Below are 22932 nucleotides of genomic sequence, written 5' to 3' on the forward strand. Positions count from 1 at the left end.
CGACTGCTCTGCACCTTGCAAACGGCTCAGCTGCAGCTCGCCCTTGCGCAAGCTGCAGCTTCGGAGGATGCGTTGGTCATGCCAATCGCACCGCCGCTGGCATTGCTTACGGCGCAATCGCCTTCAGTAACGCGGCATTGAACCGTGTCGGGTCCTGCACCTGCGGCGAATGTCCGAGATCGGCGAACTCGACGAGCTTCGCGTTCGGAATCGCCGCGGCCGCACGCTTGCCCAGCTTGGTGTAATCGCCGACACGCGCCTTGACCTCGGGCGGTGCGGTGTCCTTGCCGATCGCGGTGCGGTCCTTGAGACCAATGAACAGCGTGGTCGGCACGCTGAGTTTGGGTAGTTCGTAGACCACCGGTTGGTTGAACACCATGTCGTAGGTCAGCGCCTGGTTCCAGGCAACTGCCTGCCTGCCGTTGCCCAGCGACATGCCGGCCTGCATGCGCGCCCAGCGCTCGAACTCGGGCTTCCACTGGCCGGCGTAATAGACCTCCATCTGATACTTCTTGATGCGCTCGAAGCTGATCTTCAGTTCGTTGTCGTACCAGGCATCGACGCTGCGCCACGGAATGCCTTCGGCCTTCCAGTCTTCCAGGCCGATCGGGTCGACCAAGGCCAGGTGCTCGGTGGCCTGCGGATACATCAGCGCGTAACGGATGGCGAGCATGCCGCCCATCGAATGGCCGACCACCACCGCACGTTCGATACCCAGCTTCTTCAGCAGCGCCTGGGTGTTGTCGGCCAGTTGCGCGAAGGAAAACTGATAGGCGGCCGGCTTGCTGGATTTGCAGAAGCCCACCTGGTCAGGCGCAATGACGCGGTAGCCGGCGGTGCTCAACGCGGCAATGGTCTGTTCCCAGGTGGCGGCGCAGAAGTTCTTGCCATGCAGCAGCACGGCGGTGTGTCCGTTGGGTTTGCCGGTGGGCGCGACATCCAGGTACGCCATTTCCAGCGGCTGCCGTTGCGAGGTGAACGCAAAGGTCTTGACCGGATACGGGTAATCGAAGCCTTCCAGGCGCGGGCCGTAGCTGGCTTCCTGTGCCATCAGAGGGCCGCAGGCCAGGGCCAGGGCGAGAGTGCAGGCAAGCTGTCGCATCGCGATCTCCGTCGGAATCCAGCGTCAGACGGTACATGGCGGCATGTGGTGGGGACGTACAGCGCTGGCATGCGACTGCATCGGCGGGCGCTGCCGTTGGATGCATTGCCCAGTTTCGCGATGCCTGGAGAGTGACTGCAATACATGGCGCGGCCCGGGGCCGCGCCCGGCTCAGCATTCGATAACGTTGACCGCCAGGCCGCCGCGGCTGGTTTCCTTGTACTTGTCCTGCATGTCGCGGCCGGTGTCGCGCATGGTCTTGATGACCTTGTCCAGCGACACCTTGTGCTTGCCGTCGCCGCGCATGGCCATGCGGCTGGCGTTGATCGCCTTGACCGCGCCCATTGCATTGCGTTCGATGCAGGGGATCTGCACCAGGCCGCCGATCGGGTCGCAGGTCAGGCCCAGGTTGTGCTCCATGCCGATTTCGGCGGCGTTTTCGATCTGCCCCGGATTGCCGCCCAGCGCGGCGACCAGACCGCCGGCGGCCATCGAACAGGCCACGCCCACTTCACCCTGGCAGCCGACCTCGGCGCCGGAAATGGAGGCATTTTCCTTGTAGAGGATCCCGATGGCCGCAGCGGTGAGCAGGAAGTCGAAGATGCGCTGCTCGGATGCGCCGGGGCAGAAGCGGTCGAAGTAATGCAGCACCGCCGGAATGATGCCGGCTGCGCCATTGGTGGGTGCAGTGACCACGCGACCACCGGCCGCGTTTTCCTCGTTGACGGCCAGTGCGTAGAGATTGACCCAGTCCAGTGTGGTCAGCGGATCGCGCATTGCCGCTTCCGGTTTGGACGACAGCTCGCGATACAACGCCGGCGCGCGCCGCGAGACGTTCAGGCCGCCCGGCAGCGTACCTTCCTGGCGGATGCCGCGCTCCACGCAGGACTGCATTGCCGCCCACAGCTCGCGCAGACCAGCGCGAATCTCGTCCTCGCTGCGCCAGCTCTTTTCGTTTTCGAACATCAGCGCGGCGATGCTCAGGCCGCTGCGTGCGCATTGCGCGAGCAGTTCGTCGCCGCTGAGGAAGGGGTAGGGCAGCGGCGTTTCGTCGGCCACGATGCGGTCGTCGGCGGCATCGTCCTGGTTGACCACGAAGCCGCCACCGACCGAGTAGTAGTCGCGCGTGGCGATCACCGCTTCATCGGCATCGTAGGCGGTAAAGCGCATGCCGTTGGTGTGGTAGGGCAGCTTCTGCCGCTTGTTCATCGGCAGGTCGCGCTTTTCGTCGAAAGCGACGACGTGCTGGCCCATCAGGCTGATGCGCTTGCTGGTGCGGATGCGCTCCAGCGTGGCCGGGATGATGTCCGGGTCGATCAGGTTGGGGCGGTGGCCTTCCAGGCCGAGCAGCACGGCCTTGTCGGTGCCGTGGCCGCGGCCGGTCAGGGCCAGCGAGCCAAAGACCTCGGCGCGGATGCGCACCACATCCTGCAGGCGGCCGGCATCCAGCAGCCAACGATGCACGAAGCGCTCGGCCGCGCGCATCGGCCCCACGGTGTGGGAGGAACTCGGACCGATGCCGATCTTGAACAGGTCGAACGTGCTGACAGCCATGCTTGCCGGAGAGGTGAGCGTAAAGGCGGCTATTCTAGTCGCTCGGCGCTTGCGGCACGGCTGCAGCGCAGCATGGGAGTTCCCGATGGCCTTGATCCTGTACCAGCGCGACGACTGCCACCTGTGCGACCAGGCCGTGGAAGTGCTGGCGCAGGCACGCGCAGGCGAGTTCGGCAGTGTCTTCATCGACGGCGATGCGGCGCTTGAGGCCGCTTACGGGGAGCGTGTGCCGGTGGTGGGCGATACGCACGGGCGCGAGCTGGATTGGCCATTCGACAGCCGGCGGTTGCGCGAGTGGTTGAATGCCGGTACGCGATGAAGCGGCGTGTTCGCCTCCGGTGCGCGCCAGATTTTGGATCTGGAGTGGCTGAAAACGGCTTCGTGCCCGTCTGGTGCGGAGCGGATGATCTGGGCCTTCGCTGCAAGGCGGCCGATCTGCTGCTTGGCTGCCGGGCGCTTGCCCGCTCACCTTCGCGGGACACGCCGCACGTATGTCCGTGTAGGCGCTTACGCGGCATCGAGGCCGCGTAAGGTCCCGCGACGGTGGGCGGACAAGGACCCGTCGAGCTGGTCGTTGTGTAGGGTTTTCAACAACACAACCGGCATCTGTCTGGTGAGGGCACCGCGCCCTCGACCGACTCAGCGTTTGACCTCGGCTTTTGACTGCATCCAACACGATGGGGCTGACGAACGAATCGTGTCGGCCGCCCGTTCAAGGTGTCAGCCGTATTGATTCAATGGCACCACTGCTGCTCGCAGGGCACGCCATCGTGGTCGCCGTCCATCGTTGTGTCGGGGCAGTTGCGCAACACCCAGGTGGCATCGTCGCAGGAGGTCATCTGCGAGCAGTGTTTGCGGCCGCCGCAGCTGTAGTGCGGTGTGGGTGCGGTTGTGGCCGACGTTGTGCCTGCTGCTGCAGCTGGCGTTATCGCTGGCGAGCTCTGGAGCGCTGCGCGGTCTGGCAGCGTCCTGGTTGCCGTTGCCGTTGCCGGTGCCGGTGCTGCTGACGCAGTTTCAGTGGGGGCGGGGGCTGGCAGCAGCGCGTCCCGACTGAGATACGCATAGCCGCCAGCACCTGCCACAAGCAGCAGCAACATGACCTTGCCCAGCCCGAGCGAGCGATGGGGCGATGGTGATCGCGCTGCCGCATGCTGCCGGCGTGCGCCACGTCCGGCTGACTGCGCGCCAGCGCGCATCACGCGCACTGCCTGCCGTCGCCCATCCTTGCCCGGTTCGATCTCAAAGGAAATCAGCTCGCCGATGCGTGGCGTTTCAAAGCCGCGGGGAAACGCTGAAATGTGCACGAACAAATCATCCCCCGGCTGCGCCGGCGTGATGAAGCCGAAGCCGCGATTGGTATTCCAGCGGGTCAAGATTCCATGTGTGCGCATCGGCGGCGTCCCTGGGATGGATGCCGAGTCTAGCTGTCGCGCGGTGTCATCCGGCCGTCAGGCACAAAAAAACGGCGGACCCGACGAGGTAGTCCGCCGTTCAATGGCCGCGTCCGGTTGCGGCCGGTGGCGTTACTTCGCCTTGAACACGACCTTGGTGCTGATCGCGGTTTCGTTGGGAATAGTCTTGGTGTCGGCCCAGTCGCCGCCGCCGACGCCGAAGTCCAGTCGCTTGACCACCGCCTTGCCGGCCAGCACCGGCTGCGTGCCGGGTGTCCAGGTGAAGGTCAGCGTGACCGGCTTGCTGACGCCGCGCAGTTCCAGCGTGCCGTCGGCCGCGTACTGGTTGCCGCCGAGTGCGCGGAACTTGTCGGCGCGGTAGCGCGCGGTGGCGAACTTGGCGACATTGAAGAAGTCCGGCCCCTGCAGGGTCGAGTCACGGTCGTTGTTGCCGCTGATGGCACTGGCCAGCGGGATGCGCACATCGAGCTTGGCGCCGGCAAGATTGGCCGGGTCGAAACTCAGCGTGGTGTCGAAACCGGGGAACTTGCCGGTAAACACTTCGCCGTCGTACTTGCTGGCAAACACCAGCGACGAGCCGGGCGCCTGCACGTAGTCGGCAGCGAGGACCGGGGCGGTGGCGAACGTGGCCACCAGCGAGGCGGCGACCAGCAGGGGAGAGGCGAACAACCTGGACGACATGGGGAATCCTTTAGGGTTTGGAAGAGAGCCAGCCGCGCGGCAACATCCGCACCAAGGTGGCGTCACGCTGGAACAGGTGGTGGTAGAGCGCAGCGCCGGCATGCGCCAGCACCACGGCAATCAACAGCCAGAAGCCCCACTCGTGGATGAAGTGCGCAACCGCACGCAATTGTTCGTCCGGCGGGCTGAGCTTGGGCACGGCGAACAGGCCAAACCAGCGGAACGGGCGCAGGCCGCTGGTGGAGTCGTACAACCAGCCCGACAGCGGCATCGCAAAGATCATTGCGTACAGCAGCCAGTGGGTCAGCCCGGCGATGCGTTCCTGCCAGCGTGGGGTGCCGGCCACCGGCGGCGGCGCGCCCGCATAGAGGCGCCAGGCCAGCCGGACGATCACCAGTGCCAACACGGTCAGGCCCACCGACTTGTGCGCGGTGTAGACCCAGAAGTATTTCGGCGTCTTGGGCAATTCGCCCATGGTCAGGCCGACGATGCCCAGCACCAGGATCAGTAGTGCGATCAGCCAGTGCAGGGTCTGGCTGACACCGCCCCAGCGTTCGATGTTCTTCAGGGTCATGCTCAGGATTCCGGGCTGGGCGCAGCGTCAGGGGCGGCGGGTGCGTTTTGGGGTTGCGGCGTGTCGTCGTCGGCGCGGCCGTCGCGCACGGCTTCGGCTTCGATGCGCAGTTCCACCGTATCGCCGATCATCGATTTCCACGCGTCGATGCCGAACTCCGCACGGCTCAGCGTGGCAGTGGCGGAGAACCCGGCGGTGCGGCGGAACGGCGGCAATGGATGGCGCTTGAGCGCATTGAGGGTGACGTCCAGGGTGACCGGGCGGGTGACCCCGTGCAGGGTCAGGTTGCCGGTGACCTTGGCGTGGTTCTCGCCGCTGGCTTCCACCTGCGTGGAGACGAAATGCGCGTCGGGAAAGCGCTTGGCGTCGAGTAGGTTGCGTGCCAGGGTGGCCTCGTTCCACTTGGCGTCGCCCAGGTCGGCGCGGTGCAGCGGCACGGTCACGTCTAGCCGTGCCGAGGCCCAGTCGTCCGGGTCGAACACCAGCGTGCCGCTGGTCCCGGAAACGGTGCCCAACGCCTTGGAAAAGCCGGCATGTTCGACCGCGAACAGCACCCGCGTGTGCACCGGATCCAGCGCGTAACGCACCGGCGCGGCGGTCGCGGCAAGGCTGGTCACGACCAGGGCGGGAAGCAGCAACAGGCGGGCGAGGGTTGTCATGGGCGGATTCTAGACATATCCCGCTGCACCGCGCTTGGCTTGCGCTCGCAACGATCCGTTGCGAGCATGCGGGCTGGACGTGGAAAGGATGCCCACATGCGTGCGCTTGCTGTTTTGTTGGTCTTGCTGCTGGGCGCAATGCCCTGTGTGGCGAAGATTCCGGAGATTCCGCGTTTCCGGATCGTGGGTCCCAGCGACGGACTCCCATCGACCATGGTGGTTGCGATCCACCAGGACCGCGCCGGCTATCTGTGGCTTGGCACCCTGGATGGTTTGGTGCGGTACGACGGCGCAGGATTCAGGACCTGGCGACATGATCCTTCCGACCCGACATCGTTGCCCTGCAACGCGATCCAGGCGCTGCACATCGACGCGCTTGACAGGATATGGATCGGCTGCGGCAAGACGCTGAGCGTCATGGATGCCGGACGAGGCTATTTTCGGCACTACCGCGCGGTTGACTATCCGTCGATGAAGGACGGCGAGATCTACAGCATCACTGCGTTCGACGGCGATATCTGGGCCGGAACCACGACCGGCGCGCTGATTCGCATCGATACTTCCGGCGTGATGTCGTCGGTGGATCTGGGTACGCTCGATGGCGACCTTGACCAGGCCATGGTCATGAATCTTGCGGCAGACAACCGGCAGCGGCTGTGGATCGGAACCACCAGTGGACTGGCGTATTACGACGGAAAACGTCTGCATCGCGTCTATGTCCCGGACGAGCCTAACCGGCAGTCTGCCATCTTCGGTCTGCAATGGGCGGGGGACCGTCTGTGGCTGGGCAGCGAGTCGGGGCTGCACGTCATGGGATCCGACGATCGATGGCAGCCGCTTCCCTGGGGGACGATGTTCGGCACCGGCAACGAATTCTGGGGTGCAGTGGCTGCCCCGGACGGCGAATTCTGGTTGGGAAGCGGACGCGGTCTGTGGCGGACCCGCGGCGAGCGTCCACCGGTCCCAGCCTTCAGCGGAGAGGGGGCTTTGTCACGCCGGAATGTCATTGGCCTGCTTGGAGCCGCTGATGGCGGGCTATGGGTTCCGATGCATGGCACCGGCCTTGGGTACTTGCCGGCAGACTGGAAGCGCACTGCCGTGCTCAAACCCGCGGTGCCGACGGGTGATGCCATCTATTGCAACCTGGCCCCTGCCACACGTTCCGGTGGTCTGTGGCAAGTCGATGCGGAAGGTCGCTTGTTGCGGGTCGATCCAAGCACTGGCGACACGTTTCAGACAGGGTTGCAGTCGTCGCAACTCAAGGACATGGAGTTGGTGTCGGCGCTGGAGGATCGCCTGCAACGTGTCTGGCTAGGCAATTTGAGCTTTGGCCTTTCCCGCATGGACCTGCGGACCGGTGAATTCATCCACTGGCCGTCCGATGGCCCCGAACCGGCGTCGGCGCTATCGGCGCCTGACTGGATCATCGAGCATGGCGATACGGTGTGGATGGCCTTCATCGACATGCTGCAGCAGCGCGATCTGCGTAGCGGTCGTGTCTTGCAGCGCATCACGCAGCAGGACTTGCACGGTTTGCGCGATATCGCCGTACAGCAGCTGGAACAGGGCCCGGACGGGCGTGTCTGGGTTGCAGGCGAAGGCGGCATGTTTGCCTGGGACGAAGCGTCACACCAGTTCGTGCCGGTCCCAGGGTTGGAAGGGACGCAGATCCAGGCGTTTGCCAGCCAATCGCCGGAGATGGTGTGGGTGTATCGGGCCGTCGGTGCAGAACAATGGAAAAAAACCGCAACACGTTGGGTGCGCGTGCGTCAGGTGGGCCAGGCGGATGGCCTGACCGGGTTCGATGCGTCCGCAATGCGGATCGATCTGCGTGGCAGGGTCTGGATTTCCAGCTTGCGCGGGCTATGGCGGATCGACCCTTCGGTGACGCCGGCACGCCTACGCAATATCGGTACACGCGATGGATTGACCAGCCAGGAATTCATTCAGCATTGTCTGCTGATGGCGGGCGATAGCCTGATCGGGGCGACCAGCGATGGCTCCACCGTGCTGCTGGATACCGCAATGCCTGATATCGCACCGTTTGTTCCGGCACTGCAGCTGGAACATGTCAGTGTGCTACGCAATGGTGCACGCGTCGCGCTGCCAATGGATCGCCCGTTTCAGCTTGGCCCTGGAGATCGGCAGCTGCAGATCGTCAGCCGTCTGCTGTCGTACAGCGACCCGCTGTCCAATCGTTATCGCAGTTTCTTGAAAGGCTTCGACACCGAATGGCAGACCTCAGGCAACGCGGGAATCCGGGAATTCGCCAGCTTGCCTGCCGGTAGCTACGAACTCACGCTGCAAGGGGTGGATCCGCTGGGCAATCGCTCACAGATGCGCTCGCTGCGGTTCTCGGTCAATCCACCGTGGTGGCGCAGTGACGCAGGCATCGCGCTCATTTGCCTGCTTGTGCTGCTGCTGGGCGCATTGCTTGCGGCAGCCTACCGCCGCCGTGTGCGCATGCGCGCGCAGTGGCAGCTGGCCCAGCACAAACGCGAGCTGGCCGAGCAGGCATCGTTGGCCAAGACACGCTTTCTTGCGACCCTGGGGCACGAAGTGCGAACGCCGATGACCGGTGTGCTGGGCATGAGCGAGTTGCTGCTGCAGACGCCCTTGGACGGACGCCAGCAGGGTTATGCCAGCGCGATCCAGCTGGCCGGCAAGCATCTGCTGCGGCTGGTCAACGATGCATTGGACCTGGCGCGGATCGAGGCCGGCAAGCTGCCGCTGGATTACCGCGACTTCGATCTGCGTCAGCTGATCGGGCAGGTGGCGGAGCTGGTGCGCCCGAGCGCCGAGCAGAAGCGGCTGGCCTTCGCCTGCGAGCTGGATGACGCGCTGCCGCCTGCATTGCATGGCGATGCCAGCCGGGTGCAACAGATCCTGCTCAACCTGTTGTTCAACGCGGTCAAGTTCACCGAGCGTGGCAGCGTCAGCCTGCGTGTGGGGGTGGTGCCGCAAAGCCACGGGCAAGGCATCCGGATCGAAGTGTGCGACACCGGCCCGGGCATGAGTGCAGAACAGCGCGGGCGCCTGTTCCAGCGCTTCGAGCAGGCCGAAGGCGCCGTGACGCTGGCCCGGCATGGCGGCAGCGGCCTGGGCCTGGCGATCTGCCGCGAACTGGCAGCGGCGATGGGCGGTGCGGTGACGGTCAGCAGCGAACTGGGGCAAGGGGCGTGTTTTGTGGTGGAGCTGCCGCTGCGCTGGGTGAGTGCGCTCCCCGCAGTGCCTGCGCCTGCACGGGCAAGCTCGCCGCAGGCACAGGCGCCATTGCAGTTGCTGCTGGTCGAAGACGACCCGACCGTGGCGCAGGTGATCGTTGGCCTGTTGCAGACGCGTGGCCATCAGGTCACCCATGTCCTGCATGGTCTGGCGGCGTTGGCCGAGGTGAGTACGCGCCGCTTCGACGGGGGGCTGTGCGATCTGGACCTGCCGGGCATCGACGGTGCGGCGCTGGTGGCGCAGTTGCGCGCGCGCGGCGTGCGCTTTCCGATCGTCGCGGTCACCGCACGTGCCGATGCCGACGCAGAACCGCAGGCGATGGCCGCCGGCTGCAATGGCTTCCTGCGCAAGCCGGTCACCGGCGAGCTCCTTGCACAGGCATTGGCACGCGTGCTGGCCGATGCCGCCGCTGCGCATGACGTCCCGGCCGTCGGCTGAGCTGTCATCGCTTGCCCGGTCGTACGGTTGCCGCCTGGCGCCGATGCAACAGCGTTGAACCGGATCGAGGCCCCCCTGCATGCGCTGGTTCGGGCCGGGGACTGAAAACGGACGAGCGACGCGACAAGCCCGCTCGGGCTTGCTCGCACCGCGTGCGGCCCGCACTATGCGGCGACTTGTCGTGAAACCTGTCCCGTGCGCCTTTTTTCGTGTTTTTCCTACTGGTTGATCGCAGCGGTGTCGCTGTGTGTGTACGTCACGGTGCCACCTGCACGGGCGGCCACGGGCGCGCTGCTCACGCCGGTGCCCAGCCAGGTCACGGTCGCCGACGGGCTGCCCTCGGACACCGTCAGTGAGCTGGCCGAAGATCAGCAGGGCTATCTCTGGATCGCCAGCGATGACGGCCTGGCCAGATTCGACGGGCGCAACTACCGCATCTGGCGGATGGAAGACGGCTTGACCAGCAACGCGATCTGGACCATCTGCGTCGATCGCGACAATCGCGTGTGGATGGGATTCGAGAACGGCGGAGCCGGTTTTCTGGAGCCCAAGACGCGCGCGTTCAGGCGGCTGGAGAACCCGCAGTTTCCGGAGCTGCGCGAAATCACGGTGTGGGCGCTGGCCTACACCCCGAACGGCGATATCTGGCTTGGTACTGCGGCCCACGGGCTGTATCGGCGACGTCCCGACGGCAGCATGCAGCGCTTTTCCAACGTGCCCAGCGACCCGACCAGCCTGCCGTCCGACAGCGTGATCGGGTTCGAGGTCGCGCCCGACGGAACATTGTGGATCGGGACCCATGGCGGGCTCGCACGCTGGGACGGCGCGCATTTTCAGCGGGTGTCGTTGCCCGGAACCACGCAGGCGGTCAACCGGCTGCACATGGAGCGCAGCGGCAACACCTTATGGGTCTCGGATGTGGTCGGCGATGCGTTTCGCGTGGACGCCGACGGCCAGGCGCGGCCCCAGCCGTGGCAGAAGGCCGTGAGCAAGCGGCGGGTGATGGGAGTGTTGCTGCACGACCGCAGCGGGCGCTATTGGCTGGACACCGAGAGCGGCCTGGGCCTGTCCACCGCAGGAACCGACATCAGCAGCGTGCCGGTCTACAGCCTGTCGGCGCATGGCCTGGTCAGGCGCAACTGGATTACCGCTTACGAGGATCGCGAGGGCGGGCTGTGGTTTGCGGCGCTTGAAGGTGGCCTGTGGCACCTGCCTCCGCATTGGGACACCTTTGCGGTACTGGCCCACCACGGTGCTGATCCACAGTCGCTGACCAATCCGTCGGTGCTGGCGACGGCGTCTTCGGCTGCGGGCGGTGTCTGGCTGGCTGGCTCGCGGCATGCGCTGGAGTATCTCGATGCGGCGACCGGCCAATTGCAGACGCATCTGACGCAAATCGATGCCCGTCCGCCCGACTCCATGCTCGAAAGCCGGCGCGGGTTGGTCTGGATCGGCGTCGAAGGAAAACTGGTCCGGTATGACCCGCAGAGCGGGCAGGTCAAACGCTTGCAGCTCCGTGAGGACGTCGAGCCTGATCCGGACGGTGCGGCGGACCGTCCGGGCTGGATGGCTGAGGACGCGCAGGGCCGCCTGTGGGTGACAGTGCTGGAATATGGCCTGCAAATCCGCAACCAGGACGGGCAACTGCTGCGGACCATCGTCAATGGCAGTCATGGACTGGAGGTGTTGACCATCCTGGACCTACGCCTCGGCCCGGATGGTCAGATATGGCTGAGCAATAACGCCGGCCTGCGGCGTTGGGACCCCGCCGCCGACCGATTTGTCCCCGTCGACGGTACACCGTCCCTGCCGACCTATCTGTTCCGGCTGGGAGAGGGGGGCGTGGTCTGGACCGGGTTGGCCGGCGAGATCCGGCGGTATCTGTGGGACGGAAAGCGGCTCAAGCACCTGGACACGGTCGGAAAGGAGCAGGAGTTTCCGTTGGTGGCACCCAACGGCCTGGTGGTCGACGCCAGGGGCGTGGCGTGGGTGTCCAGTCAACGCGGGCTGATCCGGATCGATCCCGGCAGCAGGTTGGTGCGGGTGTACGGGGTGCACGATGGGCTGCCCAACCAGCAGTTGCAGATCAACACGCTGGTGCAGGCCGGCAGCGGGCGCATCGTCGCCGCATCGCCCGACGGCGTGGTGGTGTTCGACCCGGCCACGATGCGCCCCAGCACCCGCAGGCCGCCGTTGATCATCGAACGCGTGGGCCTGCGGCGCGGGGAGCGTGGTCTGGATATCACCGGGCAAGAGCCGCTGACGATGCAGGATGGCGACCGCGATCTGCATATCGTCGCGCGCCTGCTCAGCCTGGCCGATTCCGAATCCAACAGCTACCGATTTCGGTTGAGTGGCTACGATCCGGACTGGATCGATGTCGGTCCCAGCGGCGAGCGGCAGTTCTCGCGGCTGCCCGCGGGGCATTACACGCTGGAAGTGCAGGGGCGCACCGCCGACGGCATCTGGTCGGCCAGCCAGACGCTACGTTTTCAGGTGCTGCCGCCCTGGTGGTTGTCGCCATGGGGACTGGTGTTTCTGGGCGTGCTCGCGCTCTGTGCCATCGCCGCAGCGGTGTTGTTGTATCGCCGCCGCCTGCGGCGTTTGAACGCCTGGCAGCTGGCCGTGCACAAGCAGGAGCTGGCCGAGCAGGCGTCGCTGGCCAAGACGCGCTTTCTGGCCACGCTCGGCCACGAGGTACGTACCCCGATGACCGGCGTGCTGGGCATGAGCGAGCTGTTGCTCAAGACCTCGCTGGACAACAAGCAGCGCAGCTATACCGAATCGATCCGTCGTGCCGGCGCGCATCTGCTGCGCCTGGTCAACGATGCGCTGGACCTGGCGCGGATCGAATCCGGTCGTCTGGAACTGGATCTGGAGCCGTTCTCGGTACGCCAGCTGGTGGCCGAGGTGGAAGGCCTGATGGCGCCCCTGGCGCAGGAGCGCGGCCTGCGTTTCAGCCTGGAGGTAGGGCTGCTTGGCGACATCACCGCCAGTGGCGATGTCACCCGCATTCGCCAGATTCTGCTCAACCTGCTCAGCAATGCGATCAAGTTCACCGAGCGCGGTGTGGTCGGGCTCAAGCTGACCACGCTCGGGTCGTATCAGGGGCTGCGTTTCGAAGTGGCCGATACCGGCCCGGGCATCAACGCCGATCAGAAAGCGCGCCTGTTCCAGCGCTTCGAACAGGGCGACGGCGCCAAGACCACTTCGCGCTATGGCGGCAGCGGCCTGGGCCTGGCCATCTGCCAGGAACTGGCGATGGCGATGGGTGGGCATATCGAAGTGATCAGCCGGCTCGGCGCGGGCACGCGCTTCGTGGTGGATCTGCCGCTGCGCTGGGTCGCTTCCAACGCCACGCTCGGTGGCGAGGTGGCGCGCACCGGCGGCACGGTCGCCCCGCAGCGTATCCTGCTGGTGGAAGACGACCCCACCATCGCCGAGGTCATCGTTGGCCTGCTGCGTTCGCAAGGGCACTCGGTGGTGCATGCACCGCACGGGCTGGCCGCGCTGACCGAAGCGGCCGACAACCCTTTCGACCTGGCCTTGCTCGATCTGGACCTACCCGGGCTGGACGGCTTCGCCCTGGCGCGGCAGCTGCGCGTGTTCGGTTACGACATGCCGCTGGTGGCGGTGACCGCACGCTCGGACGAAGAGGCCGAGCCCACCGCGCAGGAAGCCGGGTTCGACAGTTTCCTGCGCAAGCCGCTCACCGGCGACATGCTGGCCGACACCATCGCCGAGGCATTGCGGCGCGAACGCCCGCGCGAGCAGATCTAGAGCCGTGCACCGCAGTTGAAATCGCACACGGCGCTGCGCTGGCGCGCGGCGCTGGTCAATGGCGCAGCGGCTGCGTCATTCGGCGACTTCTTCCACCTGCTTGGGATGTGGCCGCGTCTCGGCCAACTGCCAGAAGATCAGCGTCGACGACAAGGTGATGCCACCGACGCACAGGAAGGTCGCATGCAATGCGGCAGTGGCGCCGTGGCTGTCGCCCAGATGTGTGTTGAAGGCGGCCAGCAGACTGCCCGCTGCCGCCGCGCCGAACCCGGTGGCCAACATCATCACCATCGATAGCAGGCTGTTGCCGGGGCTGGCCTGCTCACGATCCAGGTCGCGCAAGGTCACGGTGTTCATGACGGTGAACTGCAGCGAGTTCACCGCGCCGAAGCAGGCCAGCTGCACCAGCCGCAGCCATAGCGGCTGGCCGACATCGACCAGCGCGAAGCTCGCCATCGCCAGGCCCACCAGCACGGTATTGAGCATCAATACGCGGCGATAGCCGAAGCGACCGACCAGCTTCACCGCTGCACGTTTGGCCGCCATGCCGGCCAGCGCCACCGGCACCATCATCAGCCCGGCATTCATCGGGCTCATGCCCAGGCCAACCTGCAACAACAGGGGAATCAGGAACGGCATCGAGCCGCTGCCCACCCGCGCAAACAGGTTGCCCAGGATGCCGATGCGATAACTGGCCACCTTGAATAAGGCCAGTGGAAACAACGCCGCCGGCGTGCTGGCCGCATGCAGCCAGTAACCGGCCAACGCGGCCAGCCCGCCGATGGCCAGCAGCATGACAAAGGCATGGCGCAGGCCGAGCTCGGAGATGCCGTCCAGCGCCAGCGACAGTGCCACCATGCCGAACGCCAGCATCAGATAGCCGATCAAATCGAAGCGCTGGCGTGCATCGCCGTAGTGGTCGGGCATGATCTTCAGCGCGGCGATGAACCCGATCACGCCGATCGGCAGGTTGATCAGGAACACCCAGTGCCACGAGGCGACTTCCACCAGCCAGCCGCCCAGCGTGGGGCCGACGAGTGGGCCGATCAATGCGGGAATCGCGATGAAACTCATCGCGCGCAGGAAGTCGGCGCGCGCCACGGTCTTGAGCACTGCCAGCCGGCCCACCGGCAGCAGCATCGCCCCGCCAATGCCTTGCACCACGCGCGCCGCCACCAGCTGCGGCAGCTGCTGCGCGGCGGCGCACAGCAGCGAGCCCAGCGTGAACACGATGATCGCCGCCAGGAAGGTGCGCCGGGTGCCGAAGCGGTCCGCAATCCAGCCCGATGCGGGAATGAACATCGCCACCGCCAACGCGTAACTGAAGACCACCGACTGCATCTGCAGCGGGCTTTCGTGCAGGCTGCGCGCCATCGACGGCAGCGCCGTATTGACGATGGTCGCATCCAGCATCTGCATGAAGATCGCCAGCGACACCAGCCACAGCAGCGGCTTGATGGTGTCGTAGGCGCGCAAGGTGGGCACGGGTTGGGACATGAGCATCGCCATCGGGAAGACAGCGCATTATCCCTGCGCGCGCGTGCAGAACGTCGCAACACTATATACGACGCCATTGCTTGAGCCCGTCGCAGCGTCGCATCGCCGCAGCGGCAACGAGTGAGACGCGCCGCACCCAATCCAATTGCGGACAAGCCCGATGCTACGAATCGTCGGGAACGGGCTGTGGCGGCGTGCTAATGCCAGATCTGGCTTGCACCAAGCGGTTGCTTTGCTGGCGAATCGTTTTGCGCCTGCCACCGTCCAGTCACCGCAAGCGAGCGTTGTCTCACATCAGGGTGGATCGACCGAGGGCGGGCGAGGGGAGCGTTCGTAGAAAAAGCGGAATGCACGCTTGGAGCTTTGCCGACGGTCTGGTCAGGGATGGCGCGACTTGGGTCTGGCCGCCTTCCGAGCGCGCCAGTAGATCAGGTCGAAAGCATCCATGGAAAAGCAAGTCTTTGATGTAGTGCAGCGCGCCTATTTCCCAGGCGATCCCTTGGAGAAAATGCTGGGAAAGATCGCTGCACAACTGTCGCAGAGCGCGATCACGAACGGCGCGGCATGTAAGTTTGTCGCGGTGGAGCATCACGGTCCACCGGGTCCGGTTCTGGCAGAAACCCAGCCCCCGCCCACGCAGTGTTTTCCCGTCCAGCACGGCCGGCAAGTGCTCGGCACACTGAATGTCATGCCGGCTCAAGAACGAATGACCCCGGAGGCGATGACGCTGTGCCAGCAGATCGCAAAGTATTGTGCGTACCTGATCAAGCGCGATGCCGCGCGGGCAATCGCGCAAGACCGGTTTGGTCGCGCGCTGTCGATCGTGGGCGTGAGCGAAGAGGTCTTGACGATCGACGAATTTGTCGAGCACGGCGCATACAGTCGCTTGCCGGTCATCGTGCGCGGCGAGTTCGGAACCGAGAAGGAAACGGTGGCCGTTTTGCTGCATGCAGCTGCACCCTGGCGGGAGGGGCCGTTCGTTGCGATCGACTGCGCCGCTCCCGGCGACGCACCGGCGGCATGGTTCAAGCGCGGGGCCGGGGGAACGCTGTTCCTGCAGAGCGTGGACGAGCTCGACGACGCGCTACAGCGCCAGTTGGCCGGGCAGCTTTGTGGCCTCGGCGGGCCATGGTCCGCCGTGGACGGCGAGGACTCGCCACGCGTGGTCGCCTCCACGACCGCTGATCTGTCGCGCCGCGTACGTGCCGGACGCTTCTCGCGAACGCTGCTGTCGCAACTGGATGTCCTGTCGATCGAACTTACCCCGTTGCGCAAGCGACGGACAGATATCGGCTTTCACGTCGAGCATGTGCTGGACCGGCATGGCCTGGATCACGATCAGGTGGTCACCGAGGTGTTGATGGACGCCCTGACTCACTACCCATGGCCGGAAAACCTCCAGGAGCTGGAGCGGGTGGTGCTGCGCCTGGCGGTCATGACAGCCGGCAGGCCGATCGGCAGCGCCGACATCCAGCGCCACGCACCGCGTCTGTTGGAAGGCCGGACGCAAGAAGCGCAGCGCGATGCATGCGCCACGGTGTCGCAACCGGCCGATCTTCCGGCTGAGCCCACGCCGCCGGAAACGCCTGTCGACTGGATCGACGGCCTTCCGCATCGCCCCGGGCAACGTCTCGCCACCCTGCACGACGCACTGCGGCGCGCCCTGGTGCATCTGGGCGAGCACTATGCCGAGCCGCTGACCCTGGGCGATCTGGCCCGGCAGGCGCATGTCAGCCAGTCGCATCTGGGCTTTCTGTTCCGCGACGAACTCGGCACCCCGTTCAAACCGATGTTGCAGCAGCTACGGATCGAAAAGGCCAAGGAGCTTTTGCATCAGCAGCGCAAGCTGCGCATCACCGAAGTCGCGCTAAAGGTCGGTTTCGGCGACCTGAGCCATTTCGAAAAGAGCTTCCGACGGCTGGTTGGGGTGAGCCCGCGTGAGTTCCGTAGGGTCTATGGCCAGGATTGACCGTCAGATATGAGGCCCCAACTTCGTGCTGGGTTCATCGGCTGGGCCCAGCATGCGGTTGCTTACAAATGCGCCGCCTCTCAGAAAAAATTCTATTCAAGCACCGATTGGTTGGGGTGGCCGACTTGCGGCGCCCGAAAAGATCGCCCGCGCCGGGTCGTGCCCATCGGCTGTCTCTACCTCTACTACATGCGCGGCATCGATCGCGTGCGTCAGCAACCCGTCCAATCCCGCTTCACTCCTGCGCTGCCGACAACGAGCTGGCATCATTCGGCCACGGGTACGGCAGTGCAAGGATGGTCCCGGATTGCTAGCGATCAGGTCCAGCGTAGCGAAAAAGCGCAGTTGTGGCACGGTTGGGCTGCCTGTAACGCATTGGGGCGGTCGGGCGAGTGACGTCTTTCAGGGACGACTAATAAACCGCCCTGTGGTTACCGGGAACCACTGAGCCAGCAAGTCCCTTTCAATGGCCTCCGGCCTTCCTGTCAGATCGGCATAGTGCTTGATGTAAACACTGCGATGGTGCCAATTTACAAAGATCGGATCGGGGTGCAGCATCGGTAGCGATGTCAGGCCCGCAACAACCGCACCGGAACCCACGGCTGCCCATCGGTCTCCGCTTTCCGTTTCCACACATCCCATGCCGTAGCCCAGTTGCCGCATTGCGATGTAGCTTCTATCGTCCTTGAGAATTTGTTCGTAGAGTTCCAATAAGCCGGTATCCTTCAGATTCAGGCATGAGCCGAGCTGCGTCCCATTATCCCGCAGGAATGTCTCCGCAAGATGCCGCACCATTTGTCCTGGTTCCGGAAAGATCTGGTTGCCGCCGCCCTTGCCATTCTTGGATGCGTTTCCGACAAGGGTCGCATGGGCACCAGGCATGAGGATTAGTTCCTTCTTTACTTTTACGTCCGGGATGATCGGAGTAAAGCCGCGCGCCCTCTCATCGCGTGCGTATACGGCGCGGTATTCCAGCACGTTGGTATTCAGTGTTGTCCTGTTTAACTGGAAATTCAAAGGACCGGGTACCGGGTCTATCGCAAAAATGTTGACGCAGATGTGGCGGAGCTGCGGGTCGGCATACATTGCATTGGCCATCATGTGGCAGGTAACTGCGCCACGGCTCCAGCCAATGAGGTTGACGCGGTCAGGCAGTGGTGTTCGCAGGACTTTTGCTCGCGCCTTTTGTAAGGCTTGGGGAACGATTTTTCGGTGCTTATTGGCAGGGGTCCAGCCACCAAAAGTGTTCTGCGGCTCAAGTCCAGCTGCTTCGGCAGCTGCCTTTTCCCTTTGTAGGATGCGTATTTCCGCATCTGTCATCAAGGTCCTCATATGGCTGGGGTCCTTCTTGATCACCGCAATCGCGTGCTTGACGTTCTCCTCCCAGCCCGAGCCAAAAGTAGTACCCCGAGCATCAGTGTAGTTCCCCGGGAGTGTCCATTTATCGTTTTCTTGTTGATTCCCGCTGCCCGGTCCATCTGCTATGAGCCAATCATCGAACTCCACCCCGAGATGGTTGCGTGCCAATGTGGAGATAAGCTGTCCTTCGCTGTAGTTTGCACTGTCGTAATCCAGGCTGTTCGATCCTGTCCCGCAAAAAAATACTGTGAATGTTGACATTCTTGATGTCTCCAGAATCTCGGCTGGTTGGGTCGCTGTATTAATCTATGTGTGGATTACGGGGCTCGTGCACTACGGTGGTATGAGGGTGAACTTTTGATGCATTCATGGAGTGAAATGTGGCTTTTTCTGCTAAACTTTCGCTGTAGTCGAGTTGCGTGATTATTCAATGCACTGCTGTTGGCCGGGGTTGTGATTGCGGCGGACGTGTCATGTGGTGGATTTATATAAATCCACCCATGATGTTTTGCATCAAATGGCCTTGAAGCGAGTCGCGTACTTTTGTCAGTTGGATGACATAGGAGGAATAGTCGTTCTCCGACTCGAGAAGGTAGTTGATGAGCAGCGTGAGAGAAGCTAGGACGCAATTGAAGCTATTGAATCCGTCACCATTCTTCAGTGCGAAGACATTGATTTCCGGAGCCACAGCACGGAACCATCGCGGGAAATTTCCGGCATCCTCCTCTGTTACAGGTATCTCGAAACTGACGCAGGTCGGGTCGTCAAGCATGGCGCTATCATCTTGCCAGTGGCCTCCACCGCCTTGGCCAAAGAACGCCCATGGATAACCCGACACATTCGGTACCAGTCCCCTGACGAACTGGACCCGCCCGCGAAGACGAGACAGAACGGCCGTATGACCTGTAAATTGCTGTAACAGGGGAGAGCGCGATAATCTTGAGGATCCGATTCCCATGTTTTGCTCGGTCCAAGCGATCAAGGTCGGGTCGGGGTCGACTTCATAGCGCATGTCTGGCCGGTGCCTCCAACGTCCTTGATGTCGTGAGATGCCTGCGATGCCGACGGAATTGGTTTGTTCTGACATCAAATCAACTATTACTGTCATTTCACATCTCCTTTCGAGGCGGAAGGTGCAGGCCGGCATATGCCGTACCGAGATCGAGCGACCTGATGGCGGAGTTCTCTTGCCGCTGCGGTAATGCGTACTCGTGGGCTGGCTGCTGCAGGCGCTAGGTTTTATGCGGTGAGATCGGCATGATCCCGGTCTGCGGGGATACGCGTATGCACGCTCGATACAGACGTGGGCTCTTGGACAGGGGTGTCGGAGCGTTTGGTAATACCGCCGATTTCGCTATGCTTTATTGGGGAAAATCCACAGTTATTATTCTTTCCGAGGGCGCTAGCCAATCGTTGAAGGGCCCTTTGGGCGAGGGTTGCTATGGAATAATGATGTGATTCCATGGAGCTAGGTCCGCACCAGGCGTTAATCCGGATTCGGCTTTGGCCTGGTTTCGACGAGTGCGTTGGCGGATTGATTGACGCAGGTGATGCGCTTATCCGGTCGTTTAATGCATTGAATCAGTGCGGGGGAAAGTGGGGTGACGCGTGGTGTCGTCTATCGATGCAGGGAGTGTCGGGTTGGTTGCAAGGGATCTTCATGCATTGCTGGAGTTTATGGGTTCCTGCTTTTTCCCGATGCAGGAAATACGCGCAATCACGCCGAGCTCGGATCGGCTAAACTCGAATAACTGAGGTCAACTTCCAGTCCATCGCACGGCGTACCAGGAAGCGACAGCACCGCATCCTGTTCGTATTGCCAGAGCATGGCCTGGGAATAGCCGCAGCCGGCCGGATCGGAGGGCTGGACGTGCCGGATGTCGCCGGCGTAGAGGTGACGCCCTGCCGTGGAGACCCGCCAGGCCCAGACGCGCGGGGAGGGGCAGGGGCCTATCCGCGACAGCAGTTCCACTGCGCGCGCGTGCGAGCAGTACAGGCCGGGCGAAAAACCATTGCCCAACAGCGCGGCGATCCACATACGGATGTAGTCGATGGCTGCCTGTGGCGGGCTGCCGCCATCTTCCCAGTCGAGATAGACCACCGCGCCATCGGGAAAGCCTTCGGCGCGTGCCAGCGCTGCGGCCTGTGCACCATCGAGGCTGCCCTGCCGGGCGGTGACGTCGTGCGAACCGGGGCCGATCGTCTGCTGACCAAGGTAGACGGGCGCCAGGCCCCAGCCTTGTGCGATCAACGCAGCGCGTTGGCCCATCCAGCCGGTGTCGGCATGGCTTGGCGCCGGTGCCAGGTAGTAGCCGCACCACGCCAGCTCGGCCTGGGTCTTGAGCCAGTCAAGGGCGGGCAATCCGGGGAATTGATCGGTGTCGAAGCCTGTGTAGAAGGTCATGTCGGAATTCCTTCGGATCGGGCGTTGGCTGGGCCGGGGCTAGATGGCCGCGGCAAGTGGGGCTGCGCTGCTGGATCAACGTGGCGGCGGGGAGCCGGCAGACCGGCGCCAATGAGACCGGACGGGTTCATCGCGAGACCGGCTTCATCGCAACGCCGAAACGCATCGCTCCGTCAGCTGGCTGTTCCGTCGTCGGCGTTCGGAGTGGCCGGCGACGTCGCCGCCATTGCCTGCTCGGTCTGCTGCTGCGCGGCGGTCACCGCCGCAGCGGCGGCTTGTTCGGCCTGCTGCAGTGCCTGGTTGGCGCTATCGATCGCCTGGTCATTGCCAGCTGCGGCGGTCGCGGCGGTTGCGGCCTGCATGGCCGCCCGTACTGCCCTATCGCTGGCCGCCATCGCCTGATCGATCTGGGCTTGCGCCGCTTTCAGCGCCGCTTCGATCTGCGAGGATCCTGACGATTGCGCAATGGAGGCTGGTGTCTGGTACGGGGGCGTGGGCTGAGTATCGTCGGACATGCTGGTATCTCCTGAAGTGGACGCGGAATGGAGCGGGGTGACGGCATCGGCACGCGATGGTCGCATCGGCGCGGCGAGTGGTGCGGTTTCGGTTGGGTGCTGCGCTGCAAGCGCGCGCAGCCTCTCACCGAGTGCGTTTTCGGCCTGCGCCATACCCTGGCGTGCGGCCGCTAGGGCAGCGGCGCGACCTGCATGCACCGCTTCGCGCGCCGCGTCGGCGACGCTGGTCGCAAGCGGGGCCTGGTCGCCGGCCGCAGCAGGCGGGGGCGGTGCGCTCACTGCGTGGCCTCCGCATCCGTGTCTTGCGAGGTGGTGGGTGATGCAGGTGCGGCACCGAAGTCGCGGAGCGAGATGATGCCGCCGTTGACCTGCAGCAGTGCAGCCAGGGCGTCGTTCTGCATAGTGAACACGCAGCTGCTGCCATCCTGGCCCAGCACCCCACGGCTGGGCCGGTTGGCCGCCAGGAAGGCCTGCGCCGACTGCAGGTAGAGGCGGATCGCATCGCTCGCCGCCTGGTCGTCGCCGTCGCCTCGGTAGCGGGTGTGCTGGACGATCTGCTGGGCCGCCAGCGATAGCCGCGCGAAGCCGATCTGGCGACCGCGTGCCAGCCATTCGGCAACGCTGCGTTCGACCTCGTTGGGCGAAGGCAGCCCCTGCACCTGTGGGCAATCCAGGGTGGTGAACAGCTGCGGCAACAGCGTCTGCAGTGCCGAGGCCGCCGCATGCGCACGTTCGTCCTCAGCGGCGATGGTGGCGGTGCAGGCCAGGTAGAAGCGGTAGTAGTCACAGAATTCCAGCGGTGTGCGCGCCTGCTCGACAGCGAATGCTGCTGCCTCCTGCTGCAGTGCTGGCGTGACGTCGGCTGGCGGCGCTTCGGCGGCCAGTTGGCGTAGCGCCAGGCTTTCTTCAAGGTCCAGCGACTGGAACACGCCGGCGCCATCGACCTTCAACTGGGTCAGCAGGCTGCGGCCTGCGGCCAGGTCGCTTGCGGTGTACAGGGCGTTGTCGCGAAAGATGCGCTGCAGCTGCGCCTTGACCACCGAGCCGGTGTCGCCTGCTTCGGCCTGCGCCAGCGTGCCCAGGTCGGTCGGACTCAAGGTCATCAGCTTGACCGGGCTGACCCTCAGCTCCAGCTGCGGCAACAAGGCCAGGCGCGAGCCGTGCAGGCCTTGCTGCACTTCGTCGAGCAGGCTGCTCTCGTCGGGAAAATCGTAGCGCACACCGGGCGACTGGATCGCCCAGGCCAGCCACTGGGTGCCTCCATCGATGAAGGCCAGGCACTGCCTTCCCAGCGTCGAGAGCATCGTCGGCATTGAGATCAGGCGGCCTGCGATTGAAACGGACATTGCATGACTCCTTGTGAGTTCAACCAGCGGGGAAATTCTTCAGCACCAGCCCGGCCGCCGAACCGATCCTGGCGAAGTCGTCGGTGGCGCCTTGCATCAGCTCCTGCGCCTTGCTAAGTGCAGTGACGTACTTGTCATCGCCGGTGGCCAGGTACTGCGCCATCGCGACGCCAACGGCCGTGGTGGCGATCGTGGAGACATTGCGCAACGCGTCGGTGGCGTCCTGCACCGCAATGGCAGTGGACTGCGCCACCGATTGGTAGGCTTTGCCGGCTCCGCTGGTCAGCACGACCTGCGGGCTCATGGTCGCCAGCTGCACCTGGTTGATGACATCGATGACCTGCGCATTGACCTTTGTCGGTTCCATCTTGATTCCCATGGAATGATCGGCCGCCTTTCAATGAGGCCTGGTGGTAG

Annotated in this window: 17 protein-coding genes; 4 read left to right on the forward strand and 13 right to left on the reverse strand. The window is 64.2% G+C overall.

Features of this window, described 5'->3' with window-relative positions:
* Positions 1-106 precede the first annotated feature (106 nt).
* Together DYQ94_RS05270 and DYQ94_RS05275 are read right to left on the reverse strand one after the other, a co-directional pair.
* Entirely contained in the window at positions 107-1102 is a 996-nt protein-coding gene (locus tag DYQ94_RS05270) for an alpha/beta fold hydrolase (protein ID WP_104609311.1), read from the reverse strand.
* A gap of 171 nt (positions 1103-1273) precedes the next feature.
* Positions 1274-2656 (reverse strand): L-serine ammonia-lyase, encoded by a 1383-nt coding sequence (locus tag DYQ94_RS05275; RefSeq protein ID WP_047126978.1) that lies wholly within the window; start codon positions 2654-2656, stop codon positions 1274-1276.
* A gap of 85 nt (positions 2657-2741) precedes the next feature.
* On the opposite strand from DYQ94_RS05275, the gene DYQ94_RS05280 reads away from it, so the two are divergent.
* Positions 2742-2975, forward strand: coding sequence for a glutaredoxin family protein (locus DYQ94_RS05280; protein ID WP_102256090.1), 234 nt, complete (start codon positions 2742-2744; stop codon positions 2973-2975).
* A gap of 415 nt (positions 2976-3390) precedes the next feature.
* On the opposite strand, the gene DYQ94_RS05285 is transcribed toward DYQ94_RS05280, so the two are convergent.
* From DYQ94_RS05285 to DYQ94_RS05300, 4 genes are all read right to left on the reverse strand, one after another.
* Complete coding sequence (locus tag DYQ94_RS05285; protein WP_311542034.1) at positions 3391-4029, reverse strand: cold shock domain-containing protein; 639 nt, start codon at positions 4027-4029, stop codon at positions 3391-3393.
* Between the two features lie 150 nt (positions 4030-4179).
* Entirely contained in the window at positions 4180-4749 is a 570-nt protein-coding gene (locus DYQ94_RS05290) for a YceI family protein (protein WP_126966167.1), read from the reverse strand.
* Between the two features lie 10 nt (positions 4750-4759).
* Positions 4760-5323 carry a cytochrome b gene (locus DYQ94_RS05295; RefSeq protein WP_046343717.1) on the reverse strand — a complete coding sequence of 188 codons (564 nt, stop codon included), beginning with the start codon at positions 5321-5323 and terminating at the stop codon, positions 4760-4762.
* Between the two features lie 2 nt (positions 5324-5325).
* Positions 5326-5982, reverse strand: coding sequence for a YceI family protein (locus tag DYQ94_RS05300; RefSeq protein ID WP_126966166.1), 657 nt, complete (start codon positions 5980-5982; stop codon positions 5326-5328).
* A gap of 96 nt (positions 5983-6078) precedes the next feature.
* Between DYQ94_RS05300 and DYQ94_RS05305 the strand changes: the two genes are divergently transcribed.
* Together DYQ94_RS05305 and DYQ94_RS05310 are read left to right on the forward strand one after the other, a co-directional pair.
* Positions 6079-9645: a hybrid sensor histidine kinase/response regulator gene (locus DYQ94_RS05305; RefSeq protein ID WP_126966165.1), complete on the forward strand. Its 3567-nt coding sequence runs from the start codon at positions 6079-6081 to the stop codon at positions 9643-9645.
* A gap of 237 nt (positions 9646-9882) precedes the next feature.
* Positions 9883-13425 carry a hybrid sensor histidine kinase/response regulator gene (locus DYQ94_RS05310; RefSeq protein WP_425519001.1) on the forward strand — a complete coding sequence of 1181 codons (3543 nt, stop codon included), beginning with the start codon at positions 9883-9885 and terminating at the stop codon, positions 13423-13425.
* Between the two features lie 75 nt (positions 13426-13500).
* Here the strand turns inward: DYQ94_RS05310 and mdtD are convergent, their stop codons facing one another.
* Positions 13501-14922, reverse strand: a complete 1422-nt coding sequence (gene mdtD / locus DYQ94_RS05315) for a multidrug transporter subunit MdtD (RefSeq protein WP_102580883.1) — start codon at positions 14920-14922, stop codon at positions 13501-13503.
* Positions 14923-15367: 445 nt separating this feature from the next.
* Between mdtD and DYQ94_RS05320 the strand changes: the two genes are divergently transcribed.
* Entirely contained in the window at positions 15368-16891 is a 1524-nt protein-coding gene (locus DYQ94_RS05320; protein WP_126966162.1) for an AraC family transcriptional regulator, read from the forward strand.
* Positions 16892-17293: 402 nt separating this feature from the next.
* Here the strand turns inward: DYQ94_RS05320 and DYQ94_RS05325 are convergent, their stop codons facing one another.
* From DYQ94_RS05325 to DYQ94_RS05350, 6 genes are all read right to left on the reverse strand, one after another.
* Entirely contained in the window at positions 17294-18511 is a 1218-nt protein-coding gene (locus tag DYQ94_RS05325) for a hypothetical protein (RefSeq protein WP_065032612.1), read from the reverse strand.
* A gap of 223 nt (positions 18512-18734) precedes the next feature.
* Entirely contained in the window at positions 18735-19358 is a 624-nt protein-coding gene (locus DYQ94_RS05330) for a hypothetical protein (RefSeq protein ID WP_223293132.1), read from the reverse strand.
* Between the two features lie 609 nt (positions 19359-19967).
* The gene (locus DYQ94_RS05335; protein ID WP_054591483.1) at positions 19968-20654 is read right to left on the reverse strand and encodes a glycoside hydrolase domain-containing protein; all 687 of its coding nucleotides are present in this window, start codon (positions 20652-20654) and stop codon (positions 19968-19970) included.
* 173 nt (positions 20655-20827) lie between these two features.
* Positions 20828-21169, reverse strand: a complete 342-nt coding sequence (locus DYQ94_RS05340; RefSeq protein WP_226427262.1) for a hypothetical protein — start codon at positions 21167-21169, stop codon at positions 20828-20830.
* 275 nt (positions 21170-21444) lie between these two features.
* Complete coding sequence (locus DYQ94_RS05345) at positions 21445-22515, reverse strand: hypothetical protein (protein WP_104553730.1); 1071 nt, start codon at positions 22513-22515, stop codon at positions 21445-21447.
* Positions 22516-22534: 19 nt separating this feature from the next.
* Positions 22535-22882: a hypothetical protein gene (locus tag DYQ94_RS05350; protein WP_054591492.1), complete on the reverse strand. Its 348-nt coding sequence runs from the start codon at positions 22880-22882 to the stop codon at positions 22535-22537.
* Positions 22883-22932 lie beyond the last annotated feature (50 nt).

The organism is Xanthomonas sp. LMG 8993 (assembly GCF_009835065.2).
Taxonomy (GTDB): domain Bacteria; phylum Pseudomonadota; class Gammaproteobacteria; order Xanthomonadales; family Xanthomonadaceae; genus Xanthomonas; species Xanthomonas arboricola.

Coding starts and splice junctions, on each gene's coding strand:
- DYQ94_RS05270 (WP_104609311.1), bottom strand. CDS start 1,102: ATGCGACAGCTTGCCTGCACTCTCGCCCTGGCCCTGGCCTGCGGCCCT.
- DYQ94_RS05275 (WP_047126978.1), bottom strand. CDS start 2,656: ATGGCTGTCAGCACGTTCGACCTGTTCAAGATCGGCATCGGTCCGAGT.
- DYQ94_RS05280 (WP_102256090.1), top strand. CDS start 2,742: ATGGCCTTGATCCTGTACCAGCGCGACGACTGCCACCTGTGCGACCAG.
- DYQ94_RS05290 (WP_126966167.1), bottom strand. CDS start 4,749: ATGTCGTCCAGGTTGTTCGCCTCTCCCCTGCTGGTCGCCGCCTCGCTG.
- DYQ94_RS05295 (WP_046343717.1), bottom strand. CDS start 5,323: ATGACCCTGAAGAACATCGAACGCTGGGGCGGTGTCAGCCAGACCCTG.
- DYQ94_RS05300 (WP_126966166.1), bottom strand. CDS start 5,982: ATGACAACCCTCGCCCGCCTGTTGCTGCTTCCCGCCCTGGTCGTGACC.
- DYQ94_RS05305 (WP_126966165.1), top strand. CDS start 6,079: ATGCGTGCGCTTGCTGTTTTGTTGGTCTTGCTGCTGGGCGCAATGCCC.
- mdtD (WP_102580883.1), bottom strand. CDS start 14,922: ATGTCCCAACCCGTGCCCACCTTGCGCGCCTACGACACCATCAAGCCG.
- DYQ94_RS05320 (WP_126966162.1), top strand. CDS start 15,368: ATGGAAAAGCAAGTCTTTGATGTAGTGCAGCGCGCCTATTTCCCAGGC.
- DYQ94_RS05325 (WP_065032612.1), bottom strand. CDS start 18,511: ATGTCAACATTCACAGTATTTTTTTGCGGGACAGGATCGAACAGCCTG.
- DYQ94_RS05330 (WP_223293132.1), bottom strand. CDS start 19,358: ATGACAGTAATAGTTGATTTGATGTCAGAACAAACCAATTCCGTCGGC.
- DYQ94_RS05335 (WP_054591483.1), bottom strand. CDS start 20,654: ATGACCTTCTACACAGGCTTCGACACCGATCAATTCCCCGGATTGCCC.
- DYQ94_RS05340 (WP_226427262.1), bottom strand. CDS start 21,169: ATGTCCGACGATACTCAGCCCACGCCCCCGTACCAGACACCAGCCTCC.
- DYQ94_RS05345 (WP_104553730.1), bottom strand. CDS start 22,515: ATGTCCGTTTCAATCGCAGGCCGCCTGATCTCAATGCCGACGATGCTC.
- DYQ94_RS05350 (WP_054591492.1), bottom strand. CDS start 22,882: ATGGAACCGACAAAGGTCAATGCGCAGGTCATCGATGTCATCAACCAG.